This is a genomic window from Rhodococcus maanshanensis NBRC 100610, from assembly GCF_001894865.1.
Classification (GTDB): domain Bacteria; phylum Actinomycetota; class Actinomycetes; order Mycobacteriales; family Mycobacteriaceae; genus Rhodococcus_G; species Rhodococcus_G maanshanensis.
Genome location: NZ_BCXA01000008.1, coordinates 28,458 through 46,872 on the forward strand (window position 1 = coordinate 28,458; position 18,415 = coordinate 46,872).

18 protein-coding genes are annotated in these 18,415 nt (G+C 69.9%); 6 read left to right on the forward strand and 12 right to left on the reverse strand.

Annotation, left to right across the window (positions count from 1 at the left end; translation table 11 throughout):
• Positions 1–64 precede the first annotated feature (64 nt).
• Positions 65–1,726 carry a 2-isopropylmalate synthase gene (locus tag RM1_RS04995; protein WP_174562915.1) on the reverse strand — a complete coding sequence of 554 codons (1,662 nt, stop codon included), beginning with the start codon at positions 1,724–1,726 and terminating at the stop codon, positions 65–67.
• Between the two features lie 195 nt (positions 1,727–1,921).
• Here RM1_RS04995 and RM1_RS05000 point away from each other — a divergent pair, with 195 nt between their 5' ends.
• Entirely contained in the window at positions 1,922–2,617 is a 696-nt protein-coding gene (locus RM1_RS05000; protein ID WP_072750275.1) for a FadR/GntR family transcriptional regulator, read from the forward strand.
• A gap of 33 nt (positions 2,618–2,650) precedes the next feature.
• Here RM1_RS05000 and cds1 read toward each other — a convergent pair whose 3' ends face one another.
• Both cds1 and RM1_RS05010 read right to left on the reverse strand, forming a co-directional pair.
• Entirely contained in the window at positions 2,651–3,736 is a 1,086-nt protein-coding gene (gene cds1, locus RM1_RS05005; RefSeq protein WP_072750335.1) for an L-cysteine desulfhydrase Cds1, read from the reverse strand.
• A gap of 8 nt (positions 3,737–3,744) precedes the next feature.
• A complete protein-coding gene (locus tag RM1_RS05010; protein ID WP_072750276.1) occupies positions 3,745–4,083 on the reverse strand; it encodes a DUF4229 domain-containing protein in 339 nt (112 codons plus the stop codon).
• A 163-nt stretch (positions 4,084–4,246) separates the two neighbouring features.
• Here RM1_RS05010 and RM1_RS05015 point away from each other — a divergent pair, with 163 nt between their 5' ends.
• Entirely contained in the window at positions 4,247–4,459 is a 213-nt protein-coding gene (locus tag RM1_RS05015; protein WP_072750277.1) for a BldC family transcriptional regulator, read from the forward strand.
• Positions 4,460–4,478: 19 nt separating this feature from the next.
• Here the strand turns inward: RM1_RS05015 and ligD are convergent, their stop codons facing one another.
• On the reverse strand, positions 4,479–5,453 hold the full coding sequence (ligD, locus tag RM1_RS05020; protein ID WP_072750278.1) for a non-homologous end-joining DNA ligase: 975 nt from the start codon (positions 5,451–5,453) through the stop codon (positions 4,479–4,481).
• 143 nt (positions 5,454–5,596) lie between these two features.
• Between ligD and RM1_RS05025 the strand changes: the two genes are divergently transcribed.
• The 3 genes from RM1_RS05025 to RM1_RS05035 all read left to right on the forward strand — a co-directional run bounded on the left by RM1_RS05025 (position 5,597) and on the right by RM1_RS05035 (position 7,621).
• Positions 5,597–6,079 carry a Zn-ribbon domain-containing OB-fold protein gene (locus tag RM1_RS05025; protein ID WP_072750279.1) on the forward strand — a complete coding sequence of 161 codons (483 nt, stop codon included), beginning with the start codon at positions 5,597–5,599 and terminating at the stop codon, positions 6,077–6,079.
• Positions 6,076–7,281: a lipid-transfer protein gene (locus tag RM1_RS05030; RefSeq protein ID WP_027500718.1), complete on the forward strand. Its 1,206-nt coding sequence runs from the start codon at positions 6,076–6,078 to the stop codon at positions 7,279–7,281. Before RM1_RS05025 ends, RM1_RS05030 begins: the two co-directional genes overlap by 4 nt.
• 136 nt (positions 7,282–7,417) lie before the next feature.
• Positions 7,418–7,621, forward strand: a complete 204-nt coding sequence (locus RM1_RS05035; protein WP_027500719.1) for a membrane protein — start codon at positions 7,418–7,420, stop codon at positions 7,619–7,621.
• A gap of 15 nt (positions 7,622–7,636) precedes the next feature.
• On the opposite strand, the gene RM1_RS05040 is transcribed toward RM1_RS05035, so the two are convergent.
• From RM1_RS05040 to hemL, 8 genes are all read right to left on the reverse strand, one after another.
• Positions 7,637–9,259, reverse strand: coding sequence for an NTF2-like N-terminal transpeptidase domain-containing protein (locus RM1_RS05040; RefSeq protein WP_072750280.1), 1,623 nt, complete (start codon positions 9,257–9,259; stop codon positions 7,637–7,639).
• A 176-nt stretch (positions 9,260–9,435) separates the two neighbouring features.
• On the reverse strand, positions 9,436–10,491 hold the full coding sequence (locus tag RM1_RS05045) for a MinD/ParA family ATP-binding protein (protein WP_425528673.1): 1,056 nt from the start codon (positions 10,489–10,491) through the stop codon (positions 9,436–9,438).
• Between the two features lie 101 nt (positions 10,492–10,592).
• A complete protein-coding gene (ccsB, locus tag RM1_RS05050) occupies positions 10,593–11,576 on the reverse strand; it encodes a c-type cytochrome biogenesis protein CcsB (RefSeq protein WP_072750281.1) in 984 nt (327 codons plus the stop codon).
• Between the two features lie 16 nt (positions 11,577–11,592).
• Positions 11,593–13,281 carry a cytochrome c biogenesis protein ResB gene (gene resB / locus RM1_RS05055; protein ID WP_072750282.1) on the reverse strand — a complete coding sequence of 563 codons (1,689 nt, stop codon included), beginning with the start codon at positions 13,279–13,281 and terminating at the stop codon, positions 11,593–11,595.
• Positions 13,278–14,111: a cytochrome c biogenesis CcdA family protein gene (locus RM1_RS05060; protein WP_072750336.1), complete on the reverse strand. Its 834-nt coding sequence runs from the start codon at positions 14,109–14,111 to the stop codon at positions 13,278–13,280. Before RM1_RS05060 ends, resB begins: the two co-directional genes overlap by 4 nt.
• 5 nt (positions 14,112–14,116) lie before the next feature.
• Positions 14,117–14,710 carry a TlpA disulfide reductase family protein gene (locus tag RM1_RS05065; RefSeq protein WP_037176073.1) on the reverse strand — a complete coding sequence of 198 codons (594 nt, stop codon included), beginning with the start codon at positions 14,708–14,710 and terminating at the stop codon, positions 14,117–14,119.
• Complete coding sequence (locus tag RM1_RS05070; RefSeq protein ID WP_174562914.1) at positions 14,707–15,375, reverse strand: histidine phosphatase family protein; 669 nt, start codon at positions 15,373–15,375, stop codon at positions 14,707–14,709. Before RM1_RS05070 ends, RM1_RS05065 begins: the two co-directional genes overlap by 4 nt.
• A gap of 34 nt (positions 15,376–15,409) precedes the next feature.
• The gene (gene hemL / locus RM1_RS05075; RefSeq protein WP_072750284.1) at positions 15,410–16,741 is read right to left on the reverse strand and encodes a glutamate-1-semialdehyde 2,1-aminomutase; all 1,332 of its coding nucleotides are present in this window, start codon (positions 16,739–16,741) and stop codon (positions 15,410–15,412) included.
• Positions 16,742–16,869: 128 nt separating this feature from the next.
• On the opposite strand from hemL, the gene RM1_RS05080 reads away from it, so the two are divergent.
• On the forward strand, positions 16,870–18,408 hold the full coding sequence (locus RM1_RS05080; RefSeq protein ID WP_092667747.1) for an ATP-binding protein: 1,539 nt from the start codon (positions 16,870–16,872) through the stop codon (positions 18,406–18,408).
• The last annotated feature ends 7 nt before the right edge of the window (positions 18,409–18,415 follow it).

The following is an 18,415-nucleotide window of genomic DNA, read 5'->3' on the forward strand; positions in this document are numbered from 1 at the left end:
AATCGACGATCGCGGCCTGCCCGAACCCGGCGTTCGGGTCGTGCCGGCTCCTGCCGGACCGGAACTAGGCGGTCCCCGCGACCGCGGCCAGCACAGATTCCAGCGCCGACGCGGTGACCGAGGAATCGAGTCCAACGCCCCACCGCGTGCCCCCGTCGATTCGGCACCGCGCGAAGGTGATCGCGCGGCCGTCGCTGCCCTCGCTCACCGACTGCGCCACCAGGCTCAGCACCTCCACCTCCCGCCCGTGCTCGGACAGGATTCGGGTCAGCGCCTCGACGGGTCCGCTCGCGGTCGCGGCACCCTCGACGGGCGCGCCGCCCACCGTGGCCTCGATCCGCAGCCGATCGCCGTCCTCCCGGTGCTCGACCGCCCACCGAGCGAGCTCGCCGTGATTGCCGTACTCGGCGAGCAGCAGGTCCCACAGCTGTTGCGCGGTCACCTCAGCCCCGCTGTCATCTGCGGTGCGCTGGACCCGCCGCGCGAAGTCGATCTGCAGGCCCCTCGGCAGGTCGATCCCGTAGCCGCTCAGCAGCAGGTACGCGATGCCGCCCTTGCCGGACTGGCTGTTCACCCGGATCACGGCCTCGTAGTCGCGGCCGACGTCACGGGGGTCGATCGGCAGGTAGGGCACGTCCCATGGCGCCAGGTCCGGATCCGTCCCCTCCGCCCGCGCCTCGGCGCGGTGTTGGGCGAGGCCCTTCTTGATCGCGTCCTGGTGCGTGCCCGAGAACGCGGTGTACACGAGGTCGCCGCCGTAGGGATGACGCTCGTGCACGCTGATCCTGTTGCAGTACTCCACCGTTCGCCGCACCGCGTCGAGGTCGGAGAAGTCGATCATCGGGTCGACGCCCTGCGCGTGCAGGTTCAGCCCCAGCGTCACCAGGTCAACATTCCCGGTCCGCTCACCGTTGCCGAACAGGCAGCCCTCCACCCGCTGCGCGCCCGCCAGCACCGCGAGTTCCGCGGCGGCGACGCCGGTGCCCCTGTCGTTGTGCGGGTGCACCGACAGGATCACCGAGTCGCGGCGATCGAGGTGCCGGTGCATGTACTCGATCTGGTCGGCGTAGACGTTCGGTGTCGCGATCTCCACTGTCGCGGGCAGGTTGTGGATCACCGGCCGGTCCCGGCAGGCGTCCCACAGTTCGGTGAGGCTGTTGCACACCTCGAGGACGAAGTCCGGCTCGGTCAGGTTGAACACCTCGGGCGAGAACTCGTAGCGCACCCCCGCCGCGGTGTCGCCGCACCTGGCCACGTCCTGCGCCGCGTCGAAGATCAAGCGGTGCAGCTCGTCTCGATCGCGTCCGAGCACGACCGACCGCCAGGTCGGCGCGGTCGCGGTGTACATGTGAAGCACCACGTTCGGCAGCCCGCGCACCGATTCGAAAGTTCGCTCGATGAGGTCGGTGCGGGCGGCGGTGAACACCACGACGGTGACGTCGTCGGGCACCAGTCCGAGCGTCGCCAGGTCCCGGACGAAATCGAAGTCGGTCTGGCTGGCGGAGGGGTAGCCGACCTCGATCTCCTTGTAGCCCATGGCGATCAGGTGCTCGAAGAAGCGGCGCTTGCGGGCCGGGTCCATCGGCTCGGCCAGCGCCTGGTTGCCGTCGCGCAGGTCGACGGGCACCCAGAGGGGCGCGACGGTGGTCCGGTTCGACGGCCAGCTGCGCTCGGTCGGCGGCACCTGCACCCGGTCGGTGTACGGCCGGTAGCGGTGCGAGGGCATCGGGGACGGGGCTTGGGGGTTCCAGTTCACGTGGGGCTCCTGTGCGGATCGGGATCGATCGACCGGCACGGCTGAACCCCGCGGCGGGGAGCCGGTCCGGTCAGACCCCGCCGCGGCGTCCGAGGAGCAGTCCGCGAATGGCCACGTCGGCTAAGCTAGACGAGATCAACTTGTCTGACAACCTGAGGAGTTTGCGTGGTCGCGACGCCCCGCCGAAATCTGCTCGCCGACCAGACCGCGGATCTGCTGTTGGCGCGACTGGGCGCGGGCGAATGGGCGGTCGGCGCCAAGCTCCCGGGCGAGACCACCCTCGCCGCCGAACTCGGCGTCGGCCGATCCACCGTCCGCGAGGCGCTCCGGATGCTCGCCGGACAGGGACTGCTGCGGTCACGGCAGGGTGCCGGCGTGTTCGTCGAGCGCACCGAACCGCTGGCAGCCGATGGCTGGGACGGCGTGCTCCGCGCCGAGGCCATCGCCGCGGTCGTCGAGGTGCGCAACGCGATCGAGGTGGAGGCCGCCCGACTGGCCGCGCAGCGCGCCACCGCGCGGGACGTGACGGCGATGCGGCGCGCACTCGATCGGCGCGCGGCGGCCGTGACCTCGGACCATCACGCCTTCGTCGAGGCCGACATCGCGGTACACCGCGCGGTGGTCGCGGCCGCACACAACCGGGTCCTGAGCGAACTGTTCGAGACCTTCGTGCCCCGGCTGACCGAGGCCCTTGTCGAGATGATCGAGCTGCTGGGCCTGCGCGAGACGGACAAGGAACCGGACGCCGACGAGCACCTCGCCCTGGTGGAGGCCATCGCGGCGGGCGACGAGGAGGCCGCGGTCCGGGTCAGCCGCGCGCACCTGGGCGCGATGCTCGCGGCGGTCAGGACGCCCGGCTGACCGCGACCATCGGCGACACCGGGCGAGGGGACGTCAGGCCGACCAGCGTCCAGTGGCCGCGAAGGACTCCAACACCTCGGTCGGCGCGGCCAGGTCGATGCCCTCGCCGCGCACCCACTCGTCGTTGAAATACGTTCCCGCGTAGCGTTCCCCTCCGTCGCAGAGCAGGGTCACGACGCTGCCCGTCCTGCCGGCGGCGAGCATCTCCGCGATCACACCGAAGGCGCCCCACACGTTGGTCCCTGTCGACCCGCCGACCCGTCGGCCGAGGACCTCGCTGACGTGCCTGGCGGCCGCGATCGACCCCGCGTCCGGCACCGCAACCATCCGGTCAACGACCTGCCCGACGAACGAGGGCTCGACCCGCGGCCTGCCGATGCCCTCGATCCGCGACGGCATCCCGGTCTCGTACGCGGCGGACCCGGTCTCGTAGCCGCCGATGAACGCGGAGTTCTCGGGGTCGACCACCAACAGCCGGGTGGCGTGCCTGCGGTATCGGATGTATCGCCCGATGGTGGCGCTGGTGCCGCCGGTGCCCGCGCCGACCACGACCCAGTCCGGAATCGGATGCTGCTCGAGCGTCATCTGCTGGAAGATCGACTCGGCGATGTTGTTGTTCCCGCGCCAGTCGGTGGCCCGCTCCGCATGGGTGAACTGGTCCATGTAGTGACCGTTGCACTGGGACGCCAGCCTGCTCGCCTCCGCGTAGATCTCCGAAGGACGATCGATGAAGTGGCAGCTGCCGCCCTGCGCCTCGATGAGCGCGATCTTCGCGGGGCTGGTGCTCCGCGGCATCACGGCGACGAAGTCCAGGCCGAGCAGCTTCGCGAAGTAGGCCTCGCTGACCGCGGTCGACCCCGACGACGCCTCGATCACCGTGGTGCCCTCGGTCACCCAGCCGTTGCAGATGGCGTACAGGAACAGCGAGCGCGCGAGCCGATGCTTGAGGCTTCCTGTGATGTGGGTGGACTCATCCTTGAGATAGAGCTGGATGTTCCACTCGACCGGCAGCGGATAGCGCAGCAGGTGGGTGTCCGCGCTCCGCTGGGAATCGGCGTCGATCAGCCGAACCGCGTTGTCCACCCAGTCCCGTGGCGCGCTGTGGTCGACGACCCCCATCGCGGCGGTCACTTGCGGCCGTCGGCGTCACCGGATCCGTCGCCGCGCAGCTTGGCCCGCAGATCGTCACGGTCCGCCCTGCGCCGGGCGTCCACCGCGGAGATCTCCTCGTTGACCCGGGTACGCAGCTTGCCGAACAGCACCAGCGAGAGCGGCAGCGCGATGATCACCGCGAAGATCAGCGCCACCAGCAGCGGCACGTCCACGTTCACCAACTGACTGACGCCGAGAATGATCGCCGCGATCAGGACGACGAGGCCGAGCCGGGCCACGGTGTACAGACCGAGATCCCGCGCCAGCGAGCGTTTGGCGTTCGACGGGGCGGGGTTCTGCGAGGAATCAGTCACCCTCCCAGGTTACCGACCCGCCGATCACGGGACTCGGGTGCCGGACTTATCCGATTTGCGAATTACCTCCGCTTTACCAAATCGGGATCGTTCGAGTACCCAGGGCACCGGGTGCCAGGATGTCCGCACCGTTCGTACCGCACAAGCGCATGGAGGATCCTCGATGAGCGCCCCGTCGTTCCGCGCCACCCAGGAATCGCTGCTGACCCCCGGTCAGGTTGCCGCCCTGTTCCACGTCGACCCGAAGACGGTCACCCGATGGGCTCACGCCGGACGCCTCGGCTCCCTGCGCACCCCCGGCGGTCACCGCCGATTCCGCGAGTCCGAGGTGATGGAGCTGCTCCGGTCGCTGACCACCGAGGCCACCACCCGCTGACCGAGTCCGGTCCGCCGCCTCACCCCCGCTCGGGTTCCGGCGGCACGGCGGCACCGTCGCGCGCATCGCGCTCGGCCCACTCGAGCAGGGGCGAGATGTCGAAAGTCGCGTCGTCGATCCCCTTGTGCAGGTCGCCGAGCTCCGCGAATCGAGCGGGCATCGTGCCGATCGTGAAATCCTCTGGCCGCGCACCGTCGATCTCGTCCCAGCGCAGCGGCGCCGACACCCGTGCGTCCGGGACCCCGCGCACCGAGTACGCCGCGGCCATCGTGTGGTCGCGGGCGTTCTGGTTGTAGTCGACGAACAGCGCCGCCGGGTCCCGATCCTTGCGCCACCACGTCGTGGTCACCTCATCCGGCGCACGCCGCTCGACCTCCCGCGCGAACGCAAGCGCCGCCAGCCGGACGTCGCCGAAACCGTGATCCGGCGCGATCCGGACGTAGACGTGCAGGCCGCGCCCACCCGACGTCTTCGGCCAGCCGGTCGCGCCGATCTCGTCGAGCACCTCGTGCACCACGGCCGCGACGCGGCGCACCCGGCCGAAGTCACACTCCGGCATCGGATCAAGGTCGATCCGCCACTCGTCGGGCCTCTCCGTGTCACCGCGACGGCTGTTCCATGGATGGAACTCGACCGTGCTCATCTGCACCGCCCAGGCGACGGCGGCCAGTTCGGTCACGCACAGCTCGTCGGCATACCTGTCGTAGCGAGGGAAGTGCAGGCGGACCGTCTCCAGCCAGGGCGGCGCGCCGCGCGGGATCCGCTTCTGGTGCACCTTCTCCCCCGCCAGCCCCTCGGGGAACCGGTGCAGCATGCACGGCCGCTCGTAGAGCGCGCGCACGATGCCGTCGCCTACGGACAGGTAGTACTCGACGAGGTCGAGCTTTGTCGCCCCGGTTGCGGGAAAATAGACGCGATCCGGGTTCGAGACGCGCACCATCCGGCCGTCGACCTCGATCTCGACGGCCGGACTCCCGCCCTTCCCGGCAGCCATGGTTCACAACGTATCCGGATCGGACGCCCGCTGGGCGGGATCTCGCCCTCGACATCGCCGATCCCGTGCGATACTGCAACACGTTCTACTTCGGGACACCGGTCCCGACCGTCCGATCAGGCTCGACAGCAGATGAGGTTTGCATGAGCGACACCGCCACACAGGCCGCCGGCGACAGCGTCACACCAGCGGTAGCGGGCTGGTTCACCACCGGCCCGGCACCGGCCCTGATCGGCACCTCGTGCCAGTCGTGCGGCACGATCTCGTTCCCGCGGGAGACCACCTTCTGCAAGAACCCGGCCTGCTCGGGCGAGGAGTTCGAGGACGTCGAGCTCTCCCGCCACGGCAAGGTGTGGTCGTACACCGACGCCCAGTACCAGCCGCCTGCCCCGTACATCCCGGTCACCGACCCGTACGTGCCGTTCGCACTGGCCGCGGTCGAGCTGCCGGAGGGCCTCGTCGTGCTCGGACAGGTTGCCGAGGGCTTCGGCGTCGACGACCTGAAGGTCGGCGACGACGTCGAGTTGGTCGTCGAACCGCTCTACACGGACGAGACCGGCGTGCGCACCATCTGGCGCTGGAAGCCGACCACCACCGACACGAACGCGAACGGAGCACAGGCATGAGCGGCGCAGGATCCAACAACGACGTCGCCATCCTCGGTGTGGGGATGCACCCCTGGGGCAAGTGGGGCCAGTCGTTCGTGAAGTACGGCGTCGCGGCGGCCAGGGCTGCCCTCGCCGACTCCGGCGTGAACTGGCAGGACGTCGACTTCATCGTCGGCGGCGAGACCGTCCGCAACGGCTACGGCGGCTACGTCGCGGGCGCGACCTTCGCCCAGGCACTCGGCTGGAACGGCGCCCGCGTCGCCACCTCGTACGCCGCGTGCGCGACCGGCGCCCAGGCGCTCGACACCGCTCGGGCCCGGATCCTGGCCGGCCTGTCCGACGTCGCCCTCGTGGTCGGCGCCGACACCACGCCGAAGGGCTTCCTGGCACCGGTCGCGGGCGAGCGCTGGGACGACCCGGACTGGCTGCGGTTCCGCCTGATGGGCATGACCAACCCGGCGTACTTCGCGCTCAACGCGCGCCGCCGCATCGACCTCTACGGCGCGACCGCGGAGGACTTCGCCGCGGTCAAGGTCAAGAACGCCAAGCACGGCCTGAACAACCCGTACGCCCGCTACCGCAAGGAGGTCACGGCTGCCGACGTGCTGGCCTCCCCCGTGGTGTCCAACCCGCTGCACCTGCTGGACATCTGCGCGACCTCCGACGGCGGCGCGGCGATCATCCTCACCTCGATGGAGTACGCCCGCAAGATGGGCATCGCGGAACCGGTTCGGATCAAGGCGATCTCGACCGTGACGCCGACGTTCCCGCAGACCATCATGGACATGCCGAACTTCTCCACCGACTCGGCCTCGGCTGTGCCCGCTCCCGAGCGGACCTTCAAGGAGTCGATCGGCTACGCGGCCTACGAGGAGGCAGGCATCTCGCCGGAGGACGTCGACGTCGCCGAGGTCTACGACCTGGCCACCTCGGTCGAGCTGGACTGGATCGAAGACCTCGCGCTGTGCAAGCGCGGCGAGGCCGAGCACCTGCTGCGCGCAGGCGAGACCACCATCGGCGGCCGGATCCCGGTCAACCCGTCCGGCGGCCTTGCCTGCTTCGGCGAGGCCGTGCCCGCCCAGGCGCTGGCGCAGGTCTGCGAGCTCACCTGGCAGCTCCGCGGACAGGCCGAGGGCCGTCAGGTCGAGGGCGCCCGCATCGGCATCACGGCGAACCAGGGCCTGTTCGGCCACGGCTCCTCGGTGATCGTCTCGGCCTGACCACACACGCCTGTCACGAACGGGCGGTTATCGGGGCATCGGCCGAAAGGTCTGCCCGATAACCGCCCGTTCGTGCGTCCAGACCATGGTGCCGCCGCGCCGTCACGCGGCTACGCTCGAATCAAGGAGGTGCGTCGTGATCTATCTGGTGACGCTGATAGCGCTGGTGATACTGGCGGTGCTGTTGTGGAAGGCCTTCGGTCCCGACACCTCCGCGCCGCCCGCGGGACGCGTTCTCGGCCCGGACGACGATCCGGAGTTCATGTGGCGGATGAACCATCGGACCCGCCCCACCACGGGCGAGAATCCCGAGAGCGGCCCGGTCGACCCCAAGGAGTGAGCGGGGCGCAACGGATCAGGGAGTCGGCGGCTTCGCCATCTCCTTGAACAGCTTGCTGGTCATCTTGACGGCCTGATCCGAGCCGTCCGCGTCCTTGACGAGGACCGCGAACGCGAGATCGCCCTTCGCCCCGTAGAACCACCGGTCGTCCTCGAACGAGCCGGTCATCCCGATGAGGTCGCCCTGGTCGGCCAGCATCGAGGCGGGCCCGCGGTGCACGTTCTCCCACATCATCGTGCGCAGCCGGTCGTTCACCTCCCGCGGCATCGGAGCGGGCGACTCGTTCGTGGTGGCCGGCTGACCCGCGGCGATCACCGGCACCGCGGTCGATCCGCGGGCGACCGACGCCGCGACAAGGGCCATCCCGAGGGGGCTGACCTTCACCTGCTTCTCCGAGTCGGGCCCCGACGCCGTCCTCACGAGGTTGGCGCCCTTGCCGTCGAGGTCGTCGGTCCGCTGTTCGAGGCCGGTGATCTCGTAGTCCATGCCGAGCCCGAGCTGTCGGCCTGCCTGCTGGAGGTCGATGTTCTGCGCGGTGGCCGCGGCCCCGACCACATCGAACGCCGACCCGGCCGGGAACTGCCCGGTGAACGCCACCGGCCCCATCTCCGCGGCCTGGTTGTTCTGGGTGACCGCCAGCAGCGCGCCGGTCGAGGGCTGCATCATCACGATCACCGCGGGCGTGCCGACGCTGACCACCGCCTCCTCCGCGGCCAGCTGCACCCGCGGGTCGAGGGTGGACCGGATGTCGGGCCCGGGCGGCCCCTGGAAACCGGTCTGCCGGATCGGCGTTCCGTCGGGGTCGACCGCGTTCACCGCCCAGCCCGCGGTCTCGTCGCGGTTGAGCTGCCAGACCTTGCGCATCGCGTCGACCATCGGCCCGGAGATCCTGCGGTCGTTGCTGATCAGCTTGAGTTGCTGAACGATAACGACGCCGGGCACGGCCCGCAGGTCGTCCTCGAGCACCGCGAAGTCGTCGTCGCGCAGGCTCACCGCGGTCACCCGCTGGCCCGGTGTCGCGGCCAGCTCCTGCATCAACGTCTGCCCCGTGATGAGCGGCGCGACCGGCTCGATGACCTTCGCCAGCCTGTTCGTGCTGAACACCGGGTCCGGCATGGCGGCGGGGTCGAGGGTGACCGTGTTGATCCGCTGCTCGGTCATCATCAGGTTCCCTGCGATGTCGAACACCCGCGGGGGCGCGGCGTCCGTGCGGTCGTACCGGAGGGTCCTTCCGTTGCCCAGCCCAGGCGCGAGGGTCTGCGGCTGCCACGACACCCGCCAGCCGACGCTGAGCTTCCTGACGCGGCCATTGATGTTGTACTGCCAGTTCTTTCCGTCGCCGAAGGTCCAGTCCGCTGTCGCGTTGAAGATCCCGGCATCGTCACCGAGCGGGATGTACTGGTTGACGTCGAACGTGGCCTTCTCGGCATGCAGGCCGTCGAAGGCCTGGGTGATGGCCGCCTCGGCCGCGGCCGGGTACGAGGTCAGCTCCGCGGCCGCGCCTGCGTCGCCCTCGGTGAGGGCGGCGGTGAAGCGCTTCACCACGGATTCGGGGTCGGTCTTCGGCTCATCGAAAAACCCGCTGACCACCCCGACCGCGAGGGAGAGTGCCGTGGCCAGCGCAATACCATTCCACATCCGAAGCCTGTGCCGGACCGCGCGCATGTTCCGATCATCCGCCCGAAGACCGTTATCGCAGCGAACACGGGGTCACAAGTCCGCCACAGTTGGGTGACGGAGCGCGAACGCTGAGCCTGACGTTCAGGGTCGGATCACGCGCCGCTCACGGTCCGATCAAGATCAAATCGCTTGTGTCAGAGCCGATCCTGCATCGCGAAACTCGACATCGGGAAGTCCGAGGCGACCGCGGCGGCCAGCTCGAGCAGGGCGTTCCTGGTCTGTGGGCGGAGCCGGTCGAGGTCGATCTCGGCGCCCTCCTCCAGGTGCGGGTCGAACGGGATCAGGCGCACGGCCCGGCAGCGCTGCTCGAAGTGCTCGACGACCTTCGCGAGGTCCACCTTGCCCGAGCGCGGCCGCACGGCGTTGACCACCGCCACCGACTTGCTCACCAGATCCGCGTAACCGTGCGCGTCGAGCCAGTCCAGCGTCGCCGACGCGCTGCGGGCGCCGTCGACGGAGCCCGAGCTCACCACGACAAGCGAGTCGGCCTCCTCGAGGATGGACTGCATCGCCGAGTGCATGAGACCGGTGCCGCAGTCGGTCAGCACGATCGAGTAGAACTTCTCGAGCATGTCGATGGTGGTCGAGTAGTCCTCGGCACTGAAGGCCTCGGAGACGGCAGGGTCACTGTCCGAGGCGAGCACCTCGAGCCTATGGCCGCTCTGCGAGGTGTACCCACGGACGTCGCTGTACTTCTCGATGCTGTCGGCGTCGCGCAGCAGGTTGCGCACGGTCGCGGGCGTCTCGAGCGGGATCTTCTGGCTCAGGGTGCCGCGGTCCGGGTTCGCGTCGACCGCGATGACCCGGTCGCCGCGCAGCGAGGAGAAGGTGGAACCGAGCGTCGCGGTCGTCGTCGTCTTGCCGACGCCGCCCTTGAGGCTGAGCAGCGCGATCTTGTAGCAGCCCTGCAGCGGCTGGTTGACCTGCTTGGTCAGCTCGAGGCGGCGCTGCTCCTTTGCGCTGTTCCCGACGTTGATGTACCGGCCCGACAGCTGGTACAGCGCCTTGCGCCACCCGGTCGTCGGAGCGGGCTTGACCTGCTTGAGCAGCAGCGACGTCGACAGGTCACGGGCCGAGACGACATGGTGCCGCTCGGGCGCCTGCGGCGCAGGGGCTGGCCCTGCCTGCGCGAACGGCTCCTGCGCCTCCGGACTCACGGACTCCCACGAACCGACGTTGTTCTCCGCCACGGCGGCACTCCCCCTGTTGCTCACTTCCCCCCGAACTCGTCCAATCGCCGAGTCCGCGCTGGGACAATAGCAGGCCGCGCGGTCTGGTTCCTATCGGAGAATCAGGTCAGGCCTGCATAGGAGTGCAGGCCGGAGACCACCATGTTGATGATGAACAGGTTGAACAGCATCGCGACGAATCCGGCGATGTTGATCCACGCGGCCCTGGTGTCGCGCCACCCGGAGGTCGCCCGCGCGTGCAGGTAGGCGGCGTAGATCACCCAGGCGATGAAGGACACCGTCTCCTTGGGGTCCCAGCCCCAGAATCGGCCCCAGGCCGCCTCCGCCCAGATGGCGCCGAGGATCACGCCCGCACCGAACAGCGGGAAGGCGATGATCGTGGTCTTGTAGGCCAGCCGGTCGAGGGTCTGCGCGTCGGGCAGTCGCTCGGCGACCTTGCCCCAGAAGCCGTCGCTCTCCTCGCCCTTCGGCTGCCGCATCCGGAGCAGGAACATCAGGCTCGCGACGCCGGAGACCAGGAAGATGCCGCTGCCGGTGGCCACGATGGTGACGTGAATGGGCAGCCAGAACGACCGCAGCGCAGGCACGACGGGCGCTGCGTCCGCGTACAGGACGGTCGCAGCCATGAACATCAGCGGGATCACAACGACGATCACGAACACCCAGAGCGAGCGGTAGGTCTGCTTGCGCAGCAGCACCAACCCCATCAGCATCGCGGCCGCGGTCGCCATCGTGACGAACTCGTACATGTTGCCGAGCGGGAACCGGTCGGTGGCGAAGCCGCGCAGCACGATCGAGCCGACGTGCAGCGCGACGCCGACGACCAGCAGCGCGAGCGCCATGTTGCCGAGCCGTTCGGACCAGGGCTTACGCGGCGCCTCGATCACCTTGCCCGGCACGGACGGCGCCGCGGGCCCGGCGCCGCCACCGGCGGCCACCAGTTCGCGGGCCTCGCGGGCCTGGACCTCGTTCGCCCGCGCGGTCGCGTACTGGGCGATCAGCAGCACGAAGGCAAGGACGTAGATCGCGAACGCAGACTCGAACGCCCAGTCGCTGTACTGGGCAATGGTCTCGTTGATCGGCATGGTTCTCTCCTGCGCCTCAGGCGCGGTTCTCCGAGGTGGTCTTCGAGGTCTCGAGGTCCGCGAGCAGACGGCTGCTCAGCCGGTCGAACTCGTCGCCCCAACCGGCCTGGTCGGTGCGGGCGAGCCCACCCAGCTCTACTACGGTACGTCGTCGATGCGGATCCAATGTATCCGACACCGTGTCGGCATCTGAATCGGCCGGGTACACCCGCACCCAGATCCGGCGCCGCTTGATCAGCAGCGACACCAGCAGGCCCGCCATCATCGAGATCGCGAACACCAACACCCACTGCTGCGCGGGGTCGTGCGAGACCTGGAGATTGACGAATTCCTTGGCCCCGTCGAACTGCACCTTGGTGCCGTCCGCCAGGGTCGCGCTCTCGCCCGGCCGCAGGTTGACCCGGTCCTGTTTGGCCATCCGGCCCTGGTTGACGAGTTCCTTGCTGAGCGAGAACAGCGACTGGGGATTGCCGGTGTCGAGCCCGGTGTCGCCCTTGTAGATGTCGATCGCGACGGCCGGATCGGTCATCGCCGGGTAGCTCGACGCCAGCAGGTTGCCGTGGAACAGCGCGGTCGGCGCGAACAGGCCCTCGATGCCGATCTGGTTCTTGCGACGCTCCGCGGGATCGGGGTACATCCCGCCGGGCGGGTCGAACCGCATCGCCCCGCTGGAGAGGAAGGTGGTCGCGTCGTCGGGACGCCACTGCAGCGTCTCGGTTCGCGTCTCCCCGTTCGGGAAGGTCACGGTGAACGTCGGCGCGTAGCCGTGGCCCTGCAGGTACACCCGGTCGCCCGCGACCCGCAGCGGATGGTTGACCTGCAGCCGGTCCTCGCGCCAGGTGTTGTTCACCAGGTCCTCGCCCGCCTGGTACTCGATGTTGGAGGTGAACATCTCGGCCTGGCCGTTGTCCAGGTAGTCGGCCTTGAAGTCCTTGACCTTCACGCACAGCGGCGTCAGTCCGGTGCCATCCTCCTTGTAACCCGCACGGAACCCATCGAACGCCGCGGGCGAGGTGGTGCAGAAGCCGGGACCGCCGGCGGCGATCACCACGACGTTGCCCTCGTATCCGAAGAGCTTTCCGAGGGCGATCGCGGCCAGCAGGCCGACCAGCGACAGGTGGAAGAGCAGGTTGCCCGCCTCGCGCAGGTAGCCCTTCTCCGCCGACACCGTGACCTCGCCCGGCCTGCCCGCGCGCAGCTCGCCGCCGGTGCGGGTGACCGTGCGCCAGCCACGCAGCTGCCCGCGGACCAGGGCCGCGACGGCCTCGGGCTCGTCGGCGACGGTGACCTCGGTGTGGTGCGGGAGCCGGGCCAGGTTGCGTGGCGCCGCGACCGGCTGCGTGCGCAGGGCCTTGTAGTGCTCCCAGCACCGGGGCGTGATGCAGCCGATCAGCGAGATGAACAGCAGGGCGTACACGGCGGTGAACCAGAAGCTGCCGAAGACGTCGAACAGTTCCAGCTTGTCCATCAGCGGACCGAGGGTGGGCCGGTTCGCGATGTACTCGTCGACCTTGCCCGCGTTCAGGCTGCGCTGCGGCAGCAGCGCGCCGGGGATGGCCGCGAACGCCAGCAGGAACAGCAGCACCAGCGCGGTCCGCATGGAGGTGAGGCCGCGCCAGGTGTTGCGCACCAACGCGACGCCCCGCCCGGCGAGGGATTGCCGCCGCGGCGGCGTCGGGGCCTGCCTGTCTTCTGTCACCGTCATATCGGCAACGTCACCTCCGAGATGAACGCGTCACGAACCCAACCAACGAAGACGTCCCATGCGCCGGTGACCAGGGCGACGCCCACCGCCACCAGCATCAGGCCGCCGAAGATCTGGATGGCGCGCGCATTGCGGCGCAGCCAGCCCACCCCACGCAGCGCGCTCACCGAGCCGAACGCCAGGATCACGAACGGCATCCCGAGGCCGATGCAGTACGCCACGATCAGCGCAACGCCCCGCGCGGCGGTCGCGCCCTCGGTGCCGGCCGCAACGGACAGCACCCCGGCCAGGGTCGGGCCGAGGCACGGCGTCCACCCGAGCCCGAACACCGCGCCGAGCAGCGGCGCTCCGATCAGCCCGGACACCCGCCGCGGCTCGAAGCGCACGTCCCTCTGCAGCGCGGGCACCAGCCCGATGAACACCAGGCCCATCGCGATGGTGATCACCCCACCGACCCGCTGCAGCACCTCCCGGTTGACGGTGAGGGCGGAGATCAGGCCGAACACCGATGCGGTCGCCAGCACGAAGACCACCGTGAACCCGAGCACGAACAGCCCGGCGGCACCCGCGACGCGCATGCGCGCTGCGGACCTGGTGTCGGTCTCGGTCTTGAGGGCGCCCGCCTCGGCCGCGGTCACTGCGGGTGCGTCCGCACCCACGATCCCGGCGAGATAGGACAGGTAGCCGGGCACCAGCGGCACAACACACGGCGAGGCGAAGGACACCAGTCCCGCGAGCACGCAGGCGCCGAACGCCAGCAGCAGCGGCCCGGAGGCCGCGGTGTTGCCGAAGGTCTCACCGATCCCGGCGGCCAGGACGGCGTCGTTCATGGTGCTCACTGTTCCCGCGCAACCCTCTCCACCACCGGCTGGAGATCCTCCGCCAGCAGTGCCTTGAGGAACACGGCCGCGACCCGGTGCTCCTTGTCGAGCACAAGGGTGGACGGGATGACGCTCGTCGGGAACTTGCCGCCGAGCGCGGTCAGGGTGCGCATCGACGGGTCGTAGACCGACGGATAGCCGACCTTGTTGTCGGTGACGAAGTCCTGGGCCTTGTCCTGCTGCAGGTCCCGGACGTTGATGCCGAGGAAGGCGACGCCGAGGTCCTTGGTGCTCTCGTAGACCTTCTCGAGGTCGTCTGCCTCACCGCGGCACGGCCCGCACCACTGGCCCCAGAGGTTGATGACCACCGGTTGGCCCTCGAAGTCCGACAGCGAGGTGGTCTTGCCCTCGACCATGAGGTCGGGCCCGGAGATGTTGCCGATGGTGCCGCGTTCGCTCGGCGGGTCGTAGAAGATCTCCGTCTGCCCGCCAGGCGAGACGAAGTCGAACGTGCCGCCCTGCGCGACGGCGTCGGTGCCGGTGCCGCAGCCGGCGGTGACGGCGGCGACCGCCAGCACCGCGGCAGCCACCCGGACGAACCGCCTCATGCCCCGGTCACCCTCGGATCGGACGCGCCCGCGGGCTCCGAGTAGACGATGTCGACCAGGGTGTCGCCCTCGTAGACCAGCGAGGTCAGCGAGGCCAGCCCGCACTGGCGGTGCCGCGGGTCGTGCCAGAGCCGCTCGCCCTGCAGGAACCTGCGCAGCGTCCACACCGGCAGCTGGTGGCTGACGCACACGGCCTCGTGTCCCACGGCGGCGACGCGCGCGGTGTTGACGGCGGCGAGCATGCGGTGCGCGATCTGCAGGTACGGCTCGCCCCAGGACGGGGTGAACGGGTCGCGCAGCTTCCACCAGTGCCGAGGCCTGCGCAGCGCGCCATCGCCGACCGAGACCTTGAGGCCCTCGAAGTCGTTGCCCGCCTCGATCAGGTTGTCGTCGGTGACGAGGGTCAGCCCGTGCTTCCCCGCGATCGGCGCCGCGGTCTCCTGCGCCCGCTGCAGCGGCGAGGCCACCACGTGGGTGATGTCGTGACCGGCGAGCACCGAGGCGACCGTCCTGGCCTGCGCCTGACCGGTCACGGACAGCCGGTAGCCGGGCAGCCTGCCGTACAGGATGCCCTTCGGGTTGTGCACCTCGCCGTGGCGGAGGACGTGCACGATGGTGCGCGACTCGGCGGGGTCGGGCGTCGGCGTCTGCTGCAGGGTGCTCACGTGGTTTGGCTCCGTGATCTAGGGGGTGCGGGATCTAGGTGGTTGGTGCCTGCGCGGCGGCAGCCGCCTTGGCTGCGGCCGGCAACGCGGCGGCGATGCGGTCGAACGCGGCGTCGTCGAGGGCAGAGGAGACGAACCAGGCCTCGAAGGCGCTCGGAGGCGCGTAGACGCCGCGCGAGAGCAGCGCATGGAAGAAGGCGGGGAAGCGCCAGGTGTCGCTCGCCTTCGCCTCCGCGTAGTTGGTGACCGGACGGTCGGCGAAGAACACGCTCACCATGGTGCCTGCAAATTGCACCTGGTGCTGCACACCCGCCTCGGTGAGGGCGTCGCCGAGCAGCCTGCCGAGGGTCGCGGAGTTGCGTTCGAGGGCGTCGTACACGCTCTGATCAGCGGCGCGGAGGCTGGCGAGCCCCGCAGCGACGGCGACGGGGTTTCCGGACAGGGTGCCCGCCTGGTACACCGGGCCTGCGGGCGCGAGGTGGCCCATCACGTCGGCGCGGCCGCCGAACGCTGCGGCGGGCAGTCCGCCGCTCATCACCTTGCCGAAGGTCATCAGGTCGCCCGCGACGCCGTCGATCCCGTACCAACCGGCCGAGCTGACGCGGAAGCCGGTCATCACCTCGTCCATGATCAGCAGCGCGTCGTGGGCGGTGCACAGCCGGCGCAGGCCCTCGTTGAACCCGGGCTTCGGCGCGACGGCGCCCATGTTGCCCGCGGCGGCCTCGGTGATCACGCACGCGATCTGCTGGGGGTTCGCGGCGAAGGCCTGCGCGACCGCGTCCAGGTCGTTGTAGGGCAGCACGATCGTGTCCGAGGCCTGCGCACCGGTGACGCCGGGCGAGGTGGGCAGACCGAGGGTGGCGACGCCGGAGCCCGCGTCGGCGAGCAGGGCGTCCACGTGGCCGTGGTAGCAGCCGGAGAACTTGATGATCTTGGTGCGGCCGGTGAACCCGCGGGCCAGCCGGACCGCGCTCATGGTGGCCTCGGTGCCCGAGTTGACCAGGCGGACCTGCTCGACGGGGGCGACCCGGTCGACGATCGCCTCGGCGAGCTCGATCTCGCCCTCGGTGGGGGCACCGAACGAGAGCCCGGTGGTCGAGGCCTTCTGCACGGCCTCGACGACCGCCGGGTGCGCGTGTCCGAGGATCATCGGTCCCCACGAGCAGATGAGGTCGACGTAGTCGTTGCCGTCGACGTCGGTCAGCGTGCAGCCGGACGCGTTGGCGATGAAACGGGGGGTACCGCCCACAGATTGGAAGGCCCGCACCGGGGAGTTGACGCCCCCGGGGATGACGGCGCCCGCCCGCTCGAAGAGCTGCGCGGAGGTGCTGGCGGGCTGAGAAGAGGCGCTGGTGGGAACAGTCACGGCCTCCAGTGTCCCAGTTGTCGAGATTTTGCCAACGACAGGGTGTAGGAGAGCGACCGAGGACACATCGGGGCGACCGACATCCCGGCCGATCGGACACCCGAAGTCGTGATGCCAGGATGTTCGGCATGGAACCGACGCTGGACGCATTGCAGGATCACCGACACGAGCTCTACGAACGCTTCGCGGTCGCACAGGTGGCCGTGTCCGCCGACGGCCGGGAGGTGTCCTTCATGGGCCCGATCGAGATCGGTGTCGAGGTCGGCGGGTTCGCGGTGATCGAGTTCGAGGGCGCGCGCCGCGTCGCGGTCCAGGTGCGGGAGGTCCGCATGGTCGAACGCGAGGGACCCCAGCTCGACTTCACCGTGCGCGACCAGATGGCGGAAATCGGTGTCGTCGCGGCCAGCGTCCGACCGCTGATGCGCTCGCTCGGCGGATCCGCGACCACGCTCGGCGAGTTCGACGGCGACTTCTTCCTGGAGCGACGTGCGGTCGAGCCGTTCGGTGAACGCCCGATCCGGCCCGCGACGGAGGACGAGGTCGCCCTGATCGCCGAGGGCCTCACCGGGACGGCGGCCGCCATCGAGATCGGGGTGCTCAGGCAGGCACCGAGCGTCCCGGCCACGCTGCGGTCGACGGGGTTCGCGCGGCACACCTTCATGTGCGGGCAGTCCGGCTCCGGCAAGACCTACACCACGGGTGGCCTGCTCGAGCGACTGCTCGGCTCGACCGAACTGCCGATCGTGGTGCTCGACCCGAACTCCGATCACGTGTTCCTCGGCTCCTGCGACCCCGAGGACTCCTCGCCCGCCGCCGAGCGCCACCGCGAGGTCGCGTCGGGGGTGCACGTGGCGCGGGCGCGCGGCAACGGCGCCGAACACACGTTGTGCCTGGACTTCAGCGACCTCGACCTCGACATCCAGGCGCTGCTGCTGCGGATGGACCCGATCCGCGACCTCGACGACTTCCGCGCACTGCGCCAGGTCACCGCGACGCTGACGGTGCCGTACTCCGTCGACGACCTGGAGGCCGCAGCCGCCGCGCACCACGACACCGAACGGCTCGCGGCCCGCATCGGCAACCTCCGGATCGGCGAGTGGGACCTGTGGCGGCGCGAGGGCGAGCGCTCGGCCGTCGAGTACGACGTGAGCCGCGCGCGCTGCGTGATCGTCGACGTCGGGAGCCTGTCGCGGCCGGACGAGCGGACCGCGGTCGCGCTGGCGATCCTCGGCAGGCGGTGGGCGGGCCGCCGGGACCGCGAGCCGGTGCTGCTCGTCATCGACGAGGCGCACAACGTGCTGCCCGCCACCACCGAGGACCCGCTGCTGGCGGCGACCGCCGAGCTCGGCGCGCTGATCGCCGGCGAGGGCCGCAAGTTCGGCCTGCACCTGTTCGTCGCCACCCAGCGGCCGGGCAAGGTGCACCCGAACGTGGTCTCGCAGTGCGACAACCTGGTGTTGATGCGGATGAACGGCGCCGCCGACATCGAGGACCTGAGCACCCTGTTCTCCCACGTGCCCGCGCCGATGCTGCACCGCGCGACCGGGTTCGGGCTCGGTCAGGCGCTGTTCGCCGGGCCGATCGCGCCGGTGCCGCTGCTCGCCCAGGTGGGTACCCGAGTCAGTCCCGAGGGCGGCGGCGACGTGCCGACCACCTGGGCGGGGTGAGGGTCGG

What these genes read in the sequence shown, in the direction of transcription:
- RM1_RS04995 (WP_174562915.1), bottom strand. Translation starts at nt 1,726, where the DNA reads ATGCCCTCGCACCGCTACCGGCCGTACACCGACCGGGTGCAGGTGCCG.
- cds1 (WP_072750335.1), bottom strand. Translation starts at nt 3,736, where the DNA reads ATGGGGGTCGTCGACCACAGCGCGCCACGGGACTGGGTGGACAACGCG.
- RM1_RS05015 (WP_072750277.1), top strand. Translation starts at nt 4,247, where the DNA reads ATGAGCGCCCCGTCGTTCCGCGCCACCCAGGAATCGCTGCTGACCCCC.
- ligD (WP_072750278.1), bottom strand. Translation starts at nt 5,453, where the DNA reads ATGGCTGCCGGGAAGGGCGGGAGTCCGGCCGTCGAGATCGAGGTCGAC.
- RM1_RS05025 (WP_072750279.1), top strand. Translation starts at nt 5,597, where the DNA reads ATGAGCGACACCGCCACACAGGCCGCCGGCGACAGCGTCACACCAGCG.
- RM1_RS05030 (WP_027500718.1), top strand. Translation starts at nt 6,076, where the DNA reads ATGAGCGGCGCAGGATCCAACAACGACGTCGCCATCCTCGGTGTGGGG.
- RM1_RS05040 (WP_072750280.1), bottom strand. Translation starts at nt 9,259, where the DNA reads ATGTGGAATGGTATTGCGCTGGCCACGGCACTCTCCCTCGCGGTCGGG.
- ccsB (WP_072750281.1), bottom strand. Translation starts at nt 11,576, where the DNA reads ATGCCGATCAACGAGACCATTGCCCAGTACAGCGACTGGGCGTTCGAG.
- resB (WP_072750282.1), bottom strand. Translation starts at nt 13,281, where the DNA reads ATGACGGTGACAGAAGACAGGCAGGCCCCGACGCCGCCGCGGCGGCAA.
- RM1_RS05060 (WP_072750336.1), bottom strand. Translation starts at nt 14,111, where the DNA reads ATGAACGACGCCGTCCTGGCCGCCGGGATCGGTGAGACCTTCGGCAAC.
- RM1_RS05065 (WP_037176073.1), bottom strand. Translation starts at nt 14,710, where the DNA reads ATGAGGCGGTTCGTCCGGGTGGCTGCCGCGGTGCTGGCGGTCGCCGCC.
- RM1_RS05080 (WP_092667747.1), top strand. Translation starts at nt 16,870, where the DNA reads ATGGAACCGACGCTGGACGCATTGCAGGATCACCGACACGAGCTCTAC.